Source organism: Paenarthrobacter sp. JL.01a, from assembly GCF_025452095.1.
Taxonomy (GTDB): Bacteria; Actinomycetota; Actinomycetes; order Actinomycetales; family Micrococcaceae; genus Arthrobacter.
The window spans coordinates 1,441,182-1,454,922 of the sequence record NZ_CP104877.1 but is presented as its reverse complement, the minus strand read 5'-3'; the positions used below and the strand labels follow the sequence as shown (position 1 = coordinate 1,454,922).

Annotated in this window: 9 protein-coding genes; 8 read left to right on the top strand and 1 reads right to left on the bottom strand. The window is 65.4% G+C overall.

Annotated elements, in window-relative coordinates; translation table 11 throughout:
• The first annotated feature begins 39 nt into the window (after nt 1–39).
• From N5P29_RS07015 to N5P29_RS07000, 4 genes are all read left to right on the top strand, one after another.
• Nucleotides 40–1,452, top strand: coding sequence for an MFS transporter (locus N5P29_RS07015; RefSeq protein ID WP_410007902.1), 1,413 nt, complete (start codon nt 40–42; stop codon nt 1,450–1,452).
• On the top strand, nt 1,453–3,633 hold the full coding sequence (locus N5P29_RS07010; protein WP_262277899.1) for a molybdopterin oxidoreductase family protein: 2,181 nt from the start codon (nt 1,453–1,455) through the stop codon (nt 3,631–3,633).
• Nucleotides 3,630–5,192 (top strand): FAD-dependent oxidoreductase, encoded by a 1,563-nt coding sequence (locus tag N5P29_RS07005; protein ID WP_262277898.1) that lies wholly within the window; start codon nt 3,630–3,632, stop codon nt 5,190–5,192. Before N5P29_RS07010 ends, N5P29_RS07005 begins: the two co-directional genes overlap by 4 nt.
• A 258-nt stretch (nt 5,193–5,450) precedes the next feature.
• Complete coding sequence (locus tag N5P29_RS07000; protein ID WP_262277897.1) at nt 5,451–5,681, top strand: MBL fold metallo-hydrolase; 231 nt, start codon at nt 5,451–5,453, stop codon at nt 5,679–5,681.
• A 113-nt stretch (nt 5,682–5,794) separates the two neighbouring features.
• Here N5P29_RS07000 and N5P29_RS06995 read toward each other — a convergent pair whose 3' ends face one another.
• Nucleotides 5,795–7,204 carry an NAD(P)H-quinone dehydrogenase gene (locus N5P29_RS06995; RefSeq protein ID WP_262277896.1) on the bottom strand — a complete coding sequence of 470 codons (1,410 nt, stop codon included), beginning with the start codon at nt 7,202–7,204 and terminating at the stop codon, nt 5,795–5,797.
• 116 nt (nt 7,205–7,320) lie between these two features.
• On the opposite strand from N5P29_RS06995, the gene N5P29_RS06990 reads away from it, so the two are divergent.
• The 4 genes from N5P29_RS06990 (at nt 7,321) to N5P29_RS06975 (ending at nt 13,741) form a co-directional block, all read left to right on the top strand.
• The gene (locus tag N5P29_RS06990; RefSeq protein ID WP_410007916.1) at nt 7,321–8,121 is read left to right on the top strand and encodes a purine-nucleoside phosphorylase; all 801 of its coding nucleotides are present in this window, start codon (nt 7,321–7,323) and stop codon (nt 8,119–8,121) included.
• A gap of 467 nt (nt 8,122–8,588) precedes the next feature.
• Nucleotides 8,589–10,190, top strand: coding sequence for a glycoside hydrolase family 68 protein (locus N5P29_RS06985; protein WP_262277894.1), 1,602 nt, complete (start codon nt 8,589–8,591; stop codon nt 10,188–10,190).
• Between the two features lie 79 nt (nt 10,191–10,269).
• Nucleotides 10,270–11,892 carry a glycoside hydrolase family 32 protein gene (locus N5P29_RS06980; RefSeq protein WP_262277893.1) on the top strand — a complete coding sequence of 541 codons (1,623 nt, stop codon included), beginning with the start codon at nt 10,270–10,272 and terminating at the stop codon, nt 11,890–11,892.
• Between the two features lie 100 nt (nt 11,893–11,992).
• Nucleotides 11,993–13,741 carry a phospho-sugar mutase gene (locus N5P29_RS06975; RefSeq protein ID WP_262277892.1) on the top strand — a complete coding sequence of 583 codons (1,749 nt, stop codon included), beginning with the start codon at nt 11,993–11,995 and terminating at the stop codon, nt 13,739–13,741.

The following is a 13,741-nucleotide window of genomic DNA, read 5'->3' as shown; positions in this document are numbered from 1 at the left end:
CCTTGGAAGGACAACGACCCCCACCAAGGAGGCACTTCCGTGACTGTTGAAAGCACCGCAGATGCACTGGCTCCAGTCCAGTCCACCGCAGCTGCCACCACCACCCTTGAACACCGCCCCGGCCGCTGGATTGCCAACTGGGATGCCGAGGACAAGGGCCAGTGGGAAGCTGAAGGCCGGGTCATCGCGAAGCGGAACCTGTACTGGTCCATCTTCGCCGAATTCCTCGGATTCGTTGTCTGGCAGCTGTGGTCCATCGTGGTGGTCCAGCTCCCCGCGGCGGGCTTCACCTTCGACACCAACCAGATCTTCTGGCTCATCTCCATCCCCAGCCTGGTAGGCGCGACACTTCGTATCCCCTACACCTTCATGGTTCCCAGATTCGGTGGCCGGAACTGGACCATCGTCTCGGCGCTCCTGCTCCTGATCCCGACCACCGGATTGGCGGTCTGCGTCTCGAACCCGGAGACACCATTCGGCGTCATGCTCCTCATGGCGGGCCTTGCAGGCTTCGGCGGTGGCAACTTCGCCAGCTCGATGGCCAACATCACCTTCTTCTACCCCGCCCGCGAAAAGGGTTGGGCGCTGGGACTGAACGCAGCAGGCGGCAACCTGGGTGCCGCCGTCGCCCAGCTTGTTGTCCCCATCGCCATCACCTTGCTGGCGGCCGGAACTGTGAACCTGCCCATGGCAGGCATCATCTGGATACCGCTGATCGTCATCGCCGCCTTCGGCGCTTGGAAGTACATGAACAACCTCACCAGTGCCAAGGGTGATGTTGCCGGCTCGCTGGCCGCCGTCAAGGAACCGCACCTGTGGATCATGGCGTTCCTGTACATCGGCACGTTCGGTTCGTTCATCGGATTTGCCGGGGTCTTCCCCAAACTGATCAAGGACTACTTCCCGGAGTTCTCCTCGATCCACGTCGGTGCAGTGGCATTGTCCCTGGCCTTCCTCGGCCCGCTGGTTGGCTCGCTCGCCCGACCCTACGGCGGACGCATGGCCGACCGCATGGGCGGGGCCCGCATGACCATCACCGCCTTCGCCTCCATGGCTGTCATCACCCTCACCATGATCTGGACCCTGCCGCTGAAGAACTTCTGGCTCTTCCTGGGCCTGTTCCTCCTGCTCTTTGTCTCCAGCGGTTTCGGAAACGGTGCGACCTACCGCATGATCCCTGTCATTTTCGCGACGTCCAGCCGCGCGGCCCGCTCCGGTGCCAGCAGCGCCGCCACAGCGCGACTCGCAGCGTCCTCCCTGGGCCTGATCTCGGCGATCGGCGCCTACGGGGGCTTCGTGATTCCGCAAGTGCTCAACGCCTCCAACACAGCCAGCGGCTCCTACACCCCGGCGTTCTACGGATTCGTGGCTGCCTATGTGCTGATGCTTGCCGTTTGCTGGGTCTGCTATATCCGCCCCGCCCGCCAGCGCAACACGATCGGACACATCTAAATGCCCAACGGCGCCGATACCCACTGCCCCTACTGCGCGCTCCAGTGCGCCATGACGCTGAGCCCGGCCGCCGCTGAGGTGGCGGGTCAAGCGCCAGCGGCCGCCGCACCCCTCGAAGTTTCCGCGCGCGAGTTCCCCACCAACCGGGGCGGGCTGTGCCGCAAGGGCTGGACATCGGCGTCGTTGTTGCATCACAACGGCCGCGTCACCGAACCGTTGCTCAAAGGCTCCGACGGCGTCCACCGACCAGTCTCCTGGGACCAGGCCCTGACGCTCGTCTCGGCAGCGGTGAAGGACACCCAGAGGGAGTATGGAAACGACGCCGTCGGAGTCTTCGGCGGTGGCGGCCTCACCAACGAGAAGGCCTACATGCTGGGCAAGTTCGCTCGATTGGCCCTTCGCACGTCCCGGATCGATTACAACGGCCGGTTCTGCATGTCATCGGCTGCGGCGGCAGGGAACCGCGCGTTCGGCGTGGACCGCGGACTCCCCTTCCCCGTCACCGACCTCGATCCGGCGTCGGTCATCCTACTGCTCGGTTCCAACGTCGCCGACACCATGCCGCCGTTCGTCCAGCACCTGCAAGGCGCACGCGATGCCGGCGGCTTGATCGTGGTGGACCCCCGCCGCTCGGCTACTGCCGCGTTGACGTCCGACGGCGGCGGCGTCCACCTGCAGCCGACGCCCGGCACGGACCTCGCCCTCCTTTTGGGCATCAGCCACGTAGTGGTTCACGAAGGGTTGGTGGATTCTGCTTTCGTGGCCGCCCACACCTCCGGGTACCCCGCCTTGGTGCGCAGCCTTTCCGCGTTCTGGCCGGAACGGGTCCAGTCCATCACCGGCGTCCCTGCCAACCTCATCCGTGACACCGCACGCCGGCTCGCCCAGGGGGCACGAGGCGGCGGAAGCTACATCCTCAGTGGCCGCGGCGTGGAACAGCACGTGGACGGCACCGACACCGCCACGGCCGCCATCAACCTCAGCCTCCTTTTGGGCCTGCCCGGGTCCGCCCGCAGCGGGTACGGGACACTGACCGGCCAGGGCAACGGCCAGGGCGGACGTGAACACGGGCAGAAAGCCGACCAGCTCCCGGGATACCGCAAGATCACGGACCCTGCCGCACGCACCCATATTGCCTCGGTGTGGGGAGTCGACGAGTCGCTCATCCCAGGTCCCGGGCTGCCCGCCGTCGAACTCCTCAAATCCTTGGGAAAGCCCGACGGCGTGCGGTGCCTGTTCGTGCACGGCGCCAACGTGGTGGTCTCGGCGCCGGACACCAACGCCGTCACGCAGGGGCTCCGGGACCTCGACTTCCTGGTGGTCTGCGACTTCTTCCTGTCCGAGACGGCGATGGAGGCGGACCTGGTACTGCCTGTGACGCAGTGGGCCGAGGAAGAGGGCACGCTGACCAACCTTGAGGGACGGGTGATCCGGCGCCGCCGTGCACTGACCCCTCCCCCGGGCGTCCGCAACGAACTGTGGCTGATGGCGCGTCTGGCCGAGCTGCTGGAAGCACCCTCCACGTTCAGTGACGATCCCCGTACTGTGTTCGAGGAATTGCGTGTGGCTTCTGCCGGTGGCCTGGCGGATTACTCCGGCATCGACTACGCCATGTTGGACCGCGGCGAAGCGGCCTATTGGCCGTACCCCGTGGGCAGCAGCGGCACTCCCCGGCTGTTTTCCGCCGGCTTCGCGCACGCCGACGGCCGCGCCGTGATGGTCCCGGTGACGCCGTCGAAGCGGGCCGTGCGTTCCTTCGCCGATGATTCGCTGGCACTGGCGACCGGACGCCTGCTGGAGCACTACCAGTCCGGCTCCCAGACGCGGCGGGTGGCCGACTTGCTGGCGGCGCAGCCGCAGGCGCGCCTTCTGATCCACCCCTCGACGGCGGCCTCCCGTGGGATCACCGACGGCGACTACGCAACGGTGAGCAACGAGCGCGGCGAGGTCCTGTGCCGTGCCGAGCTCAGCAATTCGGTGCGCCCGGACACGGTGTTCCTGCCCTTCCACTTCCCCGGCCAGGAGAACGCCAACCGGCTCACGGAGGCGGCTACCGACCCGATCTCGGGCATGCCGGAATTCAAGACCAGCCGGGTGTGGGTCCGGCGCGCTGTTTCCAACCCCGTCCCCGCCGCCTTGGTGGGCGCGGGACTGCCATTGCACGCCGAGGAGGCTTCATGAGCGAGCGCATTGTTGTTGTTGGATTTGGCCCCGTGGCCGCGCGCCTGGTGGACGAGTTGCTCCCTTCGGTCCGCGACGGACTCTTGCAGTTGCTGGTGGTGGGCCAAGAGTCCGTGGCAGCGTACAACCGCGTCATGGTGGCCGAATTGGGCGTAGGCCGCACTACTCCCGAGGCCTTGGCCATGGCCGATACTTCCGAGATGGAAGCATCGGGTGTCGAAGTCCGGCTCGGGACCGCCGTGAAGAGGATCGACCGTGCGCGGCAGAACGTTATCCTCTCCGATGGCACCACTGAGCATTACGACCGGCTGGTCTTCGCCACGGGTTCACGCCCTGTCATCCCCAATCTCACCGGGCTCAATCCCGATCCTTCCGCGCCGGTCCTGCCTCCGGGTGTGATCACGCTCCGTGACCTGCAGGATGCGGCCGTGCTGCGTTCCGCCGTAGCCGGACGCAAACGCGTGGTGGTCCTCGGCGGTGGCGTGCTCGGTCTTGAGACGGGGTTGGCTGTCTCCGAAGAAGGTGCCCAGGCAACCGTGGTCCATAACGGCCCGTTCCCCCTGGGCCGAAGCATCGACCGAGGCAGTGGCTCGGTCCTGACTGCCAGCCTCCGAACCAACGGAGTCCGGATGGCCGGCAATGCCCGGTCCACCGGCGTCGAAACCGCGGGTCCTGGCGGCTCGTTCTCAGCGTTACTGCTCGACGACGGTTCCGCGATCGACGGCGACCTGCTGGTCCTGTCCTGTGGCGTGCGGCCACGGATTGAGCTTGCTGAACGCTGTGGCCTGTCTGTGGGCAGCGGCATCCTGGTGGACCACCACCTCCGGACCCACCACGAGCCACACCTGTTCGCGATCGGTGACTGCGCAGAAGTCCGTTGCTCCGATGCCTCCTGTGCTGGATGCCGTACCGCTGCCGGTCCTTCCGGCCTCGTTGGTCCCGGGTGGCGGCAAGCCGAGTGGCTGGCGGAATACCTGGTGGTCCTGGCCAGGGATGGGCAGTCCGCTGCGGATTCTCTGGAGCCGCTGGCAGCCGAAAAGCCCGGCGTCATCGTCTTGAAGGCCCGGGGCCTCAACCTGGCCGTTGCCGGCGACAACCAGGCCGATCCGTGGGACGAGGAACTGCTCGAAGCCGGGGCTGCTCCCGGCCGCGTCCGCCGTCAGATTTCGCAGTGGGCCGACCCGGAACATGGGCGCTATGTGAAGATGACCACCCGCGGCGGGGTTCTGGAGGGCCTGGTTGCCGTGGGGATGCCCAGGACTGCCGCCGAGCTGGTGGTGCTGTTCGAACGCGCTTCGGAGCTGCCCGCGGACCGCTCCTTGCTGCTTCGGCTCGATGGTCCGGACCAACTCGATACGGGGGCCGCGAACAACGACCCCCAGCGGACTGTGTGCCGCTGCGCCGGTGTCAGCGCCACCAGTATCGGGGATTCCGTGGTGGAGGGCTGCTCTTCTGTTGCGGAGGTATCCAAGGCAACCCGGGCAGGGACCGGCTGCGGTGGATGCCACGAGGACATCAAGGGCCTCATCGAGAAGCACTTCCAGGGGGCAGTTGCCTGAGGGTGCTCCGTGACTTCGCTGGAAACCTGCGGGTTCGCCGGAAGCTTGCGGGCGACTTCGCAAGCTTCCAGCGAAGTCGCGTGGACGCCCCGGCGGGCTAGGCAGGCTCGGCCGCGTACTTCTCTGAGAGCTACGGGACGCCCATCCTGTGCTCCCCGGAGGAACTTGCCCACGTCCAGGGCAAGGAGAAGCACCAGGTCACCATAGGCCAGGTACTCGCCCGGATCTGGCGTCCCACTGTCTTGCGCTGGATGATCCATGTCATCAAAGCCAAGGCCCTCCAGGCAGAGCCGGCTGTGCGCGCCGAAGCCTGGACCCCTGAGCGGCGCGCTGGTCTTCCCGGGCGGCCCGAGGCAATCACGCTCCCCGGCCGCGGCGCTGAACTCTGCCCGGCGACTGGAGAGCCTTGAAGCCAGCGTGGTCCTCCCGGGCCACGGCCCTGCCCTCCAAATGCCCCTGGCCGAAGCAGCGGCTGCCCTGGACTCCTAAGACGCAAAAAGCCCGTTTCGCGGGAACGCTGCGGGTTAGCCGGAAGTTTCCCGGCGTCATCGCAGCTTTCCAGCGAAGTCGGGTGCCCGGCAGGCGGCCCGTGAAGCAACAAGCTACATGTGAACGTGGAGCCGGCGTGCAGCCTCCGAAATGGACCCGGTCAGCGACGGGTACACGGTGAAGGCACTGGCCACATCATCTACGTGGAGCTTTTGGGTAACAGCCACGGAGATCGGGAAGATCAGTTCCGACGCGTTCGGTCCCACCACCACGCCACCGATAACGGTGCCGGAGCCCTTGCGGGCGATGATCTTGACGAAGCCGTCCTTGGTGTTGCGCATCTTGGCGCGGGCGTTGCTGAGCAGCGAGAGCATCACGACGTCGCCCTGGTACTTGCCGGAGGCGAGATCGGCCTCCGAAACGCCCACGGAGGCGATCTCCGGGGAAGTGAAGATGTTCGATGCCACCTGGTTGAGCTTGAGGGGCTTCACGCCGTCGCCCATGAAGTGTGCAATGGCGATCCGGCCCTGCATGGCAGCCACGGATGCCAAAGCAAAGACGCCCGTGCAGTCGCCGGCAGCGTAGATGTTGGGCGCAGTGGTGCGGGAAACGCCGTCGACCTTGATGTGGCCCGATTCGGTGAGCGTTACGCCGGCTTCCTCAAGCCCGACACCTGCGGTGTTCGGGATGGATCCGACACACACCAGGCAGTGCGAGCCCGTCACCACGGAACCGTCACCCAAGGTGACCTTCACGCCGTCGTCCGTCCGCTCCACCGCATTCGCGCGGGACTTGGACAAGACGCGGACGCCGCGGCGTTCGAAGACGCCCTCCAGCAACTTGGCAGCGTCGGTGTCCTCGCCGGGGAGGACCTGGTCGCGGCTGGAAATCAGGGTGACCTTGGAGCCCAGGCCGTTATAGGCGGAGGCGAATTCGGCACCCGTGACACCGGATCCCACGACGATCAGTTCCTCGGGAAGTTCGTCCAGGTTGTAGATCTGGGCCCAGTTGAGGATGCGTTCGCCGTCGGGCTTTGCCGTGGGAAGCTCGCGCGGGTGGGCGCCGACGGCCAAGAGGATGGCGTCGGCGTCGATGGTGCGGGTCCCTTCCAGGGTCAGGACCTCGATGGTGTTGTTGTCCAGCAGTTTGCCGGAGCCGATGACGATTTCCACGCCCAGGCGCTCAAGGCCTGCGCGGATGTCGTTGGACTGTCCGTGGGCCAGGTTCAGGACGCGGTCGTTGATGTGCTTGAGGTCGGCGCGGGGCTTGGAGGCCGCGCCATCGCCGTCGAACTTCACTCCCAGCTCGTCCGCCTCGCCTACGCGGGTCATGAGGTCGGCGGTGGCGATCAGGGTCTTGGAAGGCACGACGTCGGTCAGCACGGCGGATCCGCCGAGACCGGCGCGCTCAACGATGGTGACGTGGGCACCCAGCGAGGCGGCCACCATGGCGGCTTCATATCCGCCGGGACCACCTCCCAGGATCGCGATACGGGGGGCACTGAAGTCAACTTGGGTGGTCACAATCCTCAATTCTCGCTTATTGCTCCGCAGGCTGCCACTCAGCCGAGCCTCACCTCCACCCCTACCTGATTGCGGCAGGGGCAAGGTAGCTTGTACCAGTGAGTAACACTGAGCTGATGAACACAGACCCCTTTGAAGCCGCCCAGGCCGCCGCAGACTTCATAGCCGCCGAGACCGGCGTCGAGTCCCACGACGTAGCGCTGGTGCTCGGATCCGGCTGGGCCGAGGCCGCCGATCTCATCGGCGAGACCACGGCAACCCTGAATGCCTCCGAGGTGCCCGGCTTCCACAAGCCCGCCGTGGTTGGCCATGTGGGCACCATCCGCTCCGTGCTTACGAAGGAGGGCAAGCGGGCCCTGGTCCTGGGGGCCAGGACGCACTACTACGAAGGCCGTGGCGTCCGTTCCGTCGTCCACGGCGTCCGGACAGCTGCTGCCGCCGGTTGCAAAACACTGGTCCTGACCAACGGCTGTGGCGGGCTGAACGAAGGCTGGACGCCTGGCACCCCTGTGCTGATCAGCGATCACATCAACCTGACGGCAACCTCACCGCTTGAGGGCGCAACGTTCGTGGACCTCACCGACCTCTACTCCTCCCGCATCCGGCAATTGGCCCGCGAAGTGGACTCCTCGCTTCAGGAAGGCGTGTACGCACAGTTCACCGGGCCGCACTACGAGACGCCGGCCGAGGTGCAGTATGCCAAGCGGATCGGCGCGGATCTGGTGGGCATGTCCACGGCATTGGAAGCCATCGCCGGCCGGCACGCAGGCATGGAAGTCTTCGGCATCTCGCTGGTCACGAACCTCGCCGCGGGCATCAGCCCGGTTCCCTTGAGCCACGCTGAGGTGCTGGAGGCCGGGCAGGCAGCCGGCAAGCGGATTTCCAAGCTCCTGGCGGAGATCATCGCCAAGCTGTAACCCGCTCCTTAACAGCAACGCGGGGTCACTTATGGCCCATGTTTACGACAAACATGGGCCATAAATGACCCCGCGTTGTTTTTAACCGGGGGGTAAACGCACAGTAAATTCACAGATTAAAACAGATTTATTGCGCAACATTTGATTCCCGACGGCCGGATATGCCACGCGCGCACGTTGGCAATGTAAGCGCTTGCGCACGTACTGGCGAGTAGCTCATAAGCCCGCCGAAACACCCTTTGATTTGCGGCCTAACACGTGTCTAGCGTGGAGTCTGTTGCGGCAAGTCGACGTGCCGGAACCACCTGTGGTGAGCGCCCTGAAGGGCACTCACCGCCACCTCGAAACGATGGCGTCCTTCGAAGACGCCACCAGCGGATCGATGGACGCCTGAGTCGAGACCCCAACCGGGGAACAGGGCATGCGCCCCACTCCACGAAGTCCAACACTCCGCGAGAAGAGCAAGCATGAACACGCACTCAAACCCCCGACGGCCACGGCGCCGCCTGCAACGGGCAGTAGCCGTCGCGGCAGCCGCCAGCGTAGCGGGCACCATCCTGCTGGTGACGCCGGCCGCGCAGGCAAATCTGCCTGCCGACCCGCCGTCGAGCACCTTGCCGGCACCCACGCCCGGCTTCCCACTGCCGTCGCTGCACACCCAGCAGGCTTACGACCCGGCCGCCAATTTCACCTCGAAGTGGACCCGGGCCGACGCCAAGCAGATCATGGCCCAGAGCAACCCCAACGTGACGCCGGGCCAGAACTCCATGAGCCCGAACGTCACCATGCCGGAGATTCCCAAGGACTTCCCGGCCATGAACGACGACGTCTGGGTGTGGGATACGTGGTCGCTGACTGACGAGAATGCCAACCAGATCAGCTACAAGGGCTGGGATGTCATCTTCGCCCTGGTGGCCGACCGGCACGCCGGCTACGGCTTCGACCAGCGCCACTGGAACGCCAGGATCGGTTACTTCTTCCGGAAGACCAACGCCGATCCTGCCAAGGACAAGTGGAACTACGGCGGACACCTCTTCCTGCCCAACACGTCCATCGGCAACACCGAATGGTCCGGGTCCACGCGCCTGATGCAGGGCAACAAGATCAACGTCTTCTACACGGCAACAACGTTCTACGACGTCGCCGAGCGCAATGCCGGAGGTGGCGGAATTGCTCCGGACGCCGTCATCGCCAAGGCCTTGGGCAACATCCACGCCACCAAGGACGGCGTGAGCTTCGACGGCTTCCAGCACACCAAGCTCCTGGAACCGGACGGAAAGCTGTACCAGAACAAAGCCCAGAACCCGGGCTTCGCGTTCCGGGATCCGTACACCTTCAGTGACCCTGCCCACCCGGGCAAGACCTTCATGGTGTTCGAAGGCAACACCGGCGGCACCCGCGGCTCCTACAAGTGCAAGCAGGAAGACCTCGGCTACCGCCCTGGCGATCCCCACGCCGAGACCGTGGACCAGGTCAACACCACCACCGGCGCCTGGTACCAGACCGCCAACGTTGGCTTGGCTGTGGCCGACAACAAGGACCTGACCAAGTGGAGCTTCCTCCCGCCGCTCCTGTCCGCCAACTGCGTCAATGACCAGACCGAGCGTCCGCAGATCTTCATCCAGAACGAGAACGGCAAGAACAAGTACTACCTGTTCACCATCAGCCACCAGTTCACGTACGCGGATGGCATGCGCGGCCCCGACGGCGTCTACGGCTTCGTCGGTGACGGTGTCCGTTCGGACTACCAGCCCGTCAACAACAGCGGACTGGCTCTCGGATCACCCACGGACCTGAACATGCCGGCCAACGCGCCCGAAGGTCCGGACCCGCGCCAGAACGGCCGCCAGTTCCAGGCGTACTCGCACTACGTGCAGCCCGGTGGACTGGTGCAGTCATTCATTGACAACGTGGATGGCGTCCGCGGCGGTTCCCTCTCACCCACCGTGAAGATGAACTTCAAGGCAGGCGTGACGCAGGTTGACCGCAGCTTCGGCCAGAACGGCCTCGGCCCGTTCGGCTACCTCCCCACCAACGTCCGCGTCGGCGGCGAGGGCCTCTACAAGTAACACCCGGCCCTAAGGCCACGGCGGGGTGCGCCGGTCACAGCCCGGCGCACCCCGTCACCCCAACCCTTCAGGATTCCCCATGACTCATCCCAGCCCCCACCTGTCCCGCCGCCAATTGCTGGCCGCAAGTGCCGCCGTCGTCGTCGCGTTTTCTGCCGCCTCCTGCACGGCAAGCCCGACGCCGGCTCCCACCGCGGCGGGCCGGACGCCCACCGCTTCGGATCCGTGGCGGCCCCTGGCACACCTGACGGCCGAGAAGAACTGGCTCAATGATCCCAACGGACTGATCTACCACGACGGCACGTACCACGCGTTCTACCAGTACAACCCGCGCGCCAATTCGTGGGGCAACATGTCGTGGGGCCACTCCACCAGCAAAGACCTCGTGAATTGGGAACAGCAACCGGTAGCCATGGAGGCAAGCGCTGCGGAAGAGATCTTCTCCGGCTGCATGGTGATGGACAGCAACAATGCTTCGGGCCTTGGATCGGCCGGAAACCCGCCGATGGTAGCCCTCTACACCAGCGCCTACGGCAAAAACGGCGCGCTCCCCCAAGGAGCCCAAGCGCAATCAGTCGCGTACAGCCTCGACGGCGGTACCACGTGGCAGAAGTACTCCGGTAATCCTGTGCTCAACCTCGCGCCCACCAACAACAACTTCCGGGACCCGAAAGTCTTCTGGTACGAGCCAGGCCAATACTGGATGATGACCACGGTGGTGGCCGACGCCCAGGTGGTCAAGCTCTTCAAGTCCACCGACCTGCTCCACTGGGACTACCTCAGCGACTTCTCCGGTGTCGGCGCCCAGGGTGGCCTGTGGGAGGTCCCAGAGCTTGTCCAGATGCCGGTGGATGGCTCCACGGCGAAAAAGTGGGTCATGGTGCTGAGCATCAACCCAGGCGGCATCGCGGGCGGGTCCGGCATGCAGTACTTCGTGGGCGATTTCGACGGAATCCGCTTTGCCGCCGAGAACGCGGCGGCCCCTGACGCCCCGTTGTCCGAGTCGCAATGGCTGGACCACGGAGCCGACTACTACGCCGCCAACTCGATCTCCCACGCGCCCGGGGACAAGCCCGTGCTGCTTGGCTGGATGGGCAACTGGGACTACGCCCAGAACGTACCCACCACTCCCTGGCGCGGCTCCATGGCGATTCCCAGGGAACTCACGCTGGTCCGGGGAGAGCACCGCTATGAGCTCCGCTCGGCAATCGCCACCACGGCCAGGGAGGCACTGGAACGCCGGGGCGGTGAGGTCAGAAACAAAGACCTCACCGTGGGCTCCTCGGTCCAGGACCTGGGTGGTGACTTCGAGGGTCGCAGCCAGCTGATCGAACTCGAACTGGACCTGATTTCTGCGCAGGAGGCCGGCATCATTCTCCGGCGGTCCGCCGACGGCAAGTCCGGACTGCGGATCTCCTACGCCAAGGAAAACCGGACACTGAAGGTGGACCGTTCGCAGGCGGGGACCGGCAACTTTTCCGAGAAATTCAGTCCGTACCATCAGGTCTCCCTTCCCCCTGCCGGGAACGACGGGAAGGTCCGCCTCACCATCCTCCTCGATTCCTCCTCAGTGGAAGTCTTTGCCCAGGATGGCGTGGCAGTCATCACGGACACATTCTTCCCGGACTGGGACGCCACCGGAACCTCAGTGTTCAGCACGGACGGAGAGACGAACTTCTCCATGCGTTCGCGTCCGTTCTAGGGCAACCCGGGGTCAGATATGGCCCATTACGACCCGATTTATGGGCCATATCTGACCCCGCGTTGCCCTTGCCGTGTGCAATGAGGATAGTTTTGTCCCTATGACATCCAGTGATGCCGCACGTGAACAGCTGATCATCGACGCCCGCCAGTGGGCCGCCCAGGACCCGGACCCAACGACGACGGCGGCCCTCCTGGAGCTTGCCGACCTCGCCGCTGCCGGGGACGCGGGAGCGGCCCAGGAACTGGGCGACAGCTTCAACGGAACCCTCCAATTCGGCACCGCAGGCCTCCGCGCAGCCCTCGGCCCCGGCCCGAACCGCATGAACCGCGTGGTGGTACGCCGGGCCGCGGCAGGTTTGGCGGCATTCCTCACCGAAGCAGTAGCCGCAGCATCCCCGGGAACCCGCCCGCGCGCCGTCGTCGGCTTTGACGCCCGCTACAACTCGGACATTTTCGCGGAAGAAACAGCCGCGATCTTCACTGCCGCTGGGATCGAAACCTTCCTCATGCCGGCAGCCCTTCCGACGCCGTTGCTCGCCTACGCGGTCAGGAACCTGGAGTGCGACGGCGGCGTGATGGTCACCGCCAGCCACAACCCGCCGCAGGACAACGGTTACAAGGTCTACTTGGGGCGGCATGCAGTAGCTGAGAGCGGCCGTGGGGCGCAGATCGTGGCGCCGTACGATGCCATGATCGCGGCCAAGATCGAGGCCGTCGGCGCGCTGGAGTCCATTGAATTGGCCGATGCCGGCTGGTCGGTGCTGCCGGCGTCCATAGCGTCGGACTACGAATCGGCCATGGCCAAGCTGGTGGATCGCGAACATTTCCCGGCCCGGGACTTGAAGATTATTTTGACGCCCATGCACGGCGTGGGCGGCGGGACGGCCGTCTCCGTCCTGAACGCAGCGGGGTTCTCTGATGTCACCCTGGTGGCCGAGCAAGCTGAGCCGGACCCGGACTTCCCCACTGTTGCTTTCCCGAATCCCGAAGAACCCGGCGCTTTGGACCTGGCACTCGCCGCTGCCGAGGAGGCTGGGGCTGACATTGTTCTGGCCAATGATCCCGACGCCGATCGCGCTGCGGTTGCTGCCCTGGACCCCGCGACGGGTGCTTGGCGCATGCTGCGTGGCGACGAGGTTGGGGCGTTGCTGGGAGCGCATATCGTGACCCGGTTGGCTGCCTCTGCTTCCTCGGACGATGCGCACAGCGGTGTCTTTGCGAACTCGATCGTGTCCTCACGGCTGCTCTCCCGGATCGCGGCGTCGGCAGGCTTCGCTCACGAAGAAACGCTCACGGGCTTCAAGTGGATTTCCCGGGTCCCCGGACTGACCTACGGGTACGAGGAAGCATTGGGTTACTGTGTGGCGCCGGAGCTGGTCCGCGACAAGGACGGCATCTCGGCGGCCGTGCTGATCGCCGAGATGGCGGCAGCTGCCAAAGCTGAGGGCAAGTCGATCTTCGACACCCTGGATGATCTGTATCTGGTGCACGGCCTGCACGCCAGCGACCAATTGAGCATCCGCGTGGCCGACCTGGGCCTTCTCGATGCCATGATGAACCGGCTGCGGGTCAATCCGCCTGAAGCGTTTGGAGGTTCCGCCGTCGAAGTGTCCACGGACCTGGCGGAAGGAAGCGAGTCACTGCCTCCCACCGACGGGCTGCTCTACCTCACGCGTGACCAGAGCCGCGTCATCATCCGGCCCAGCGGCACCGAACCCAAGCTCAAGTGCTACCTGGAAGTGATCCGTCCGGTGGAATCCGCGGCGGAACTACCGGAAGCACGCCAAGCGGCACGGGCCGCGCTGGACGATGTGCTCAGCGACGTCCGCGAAGCACTGGGCCAGTAG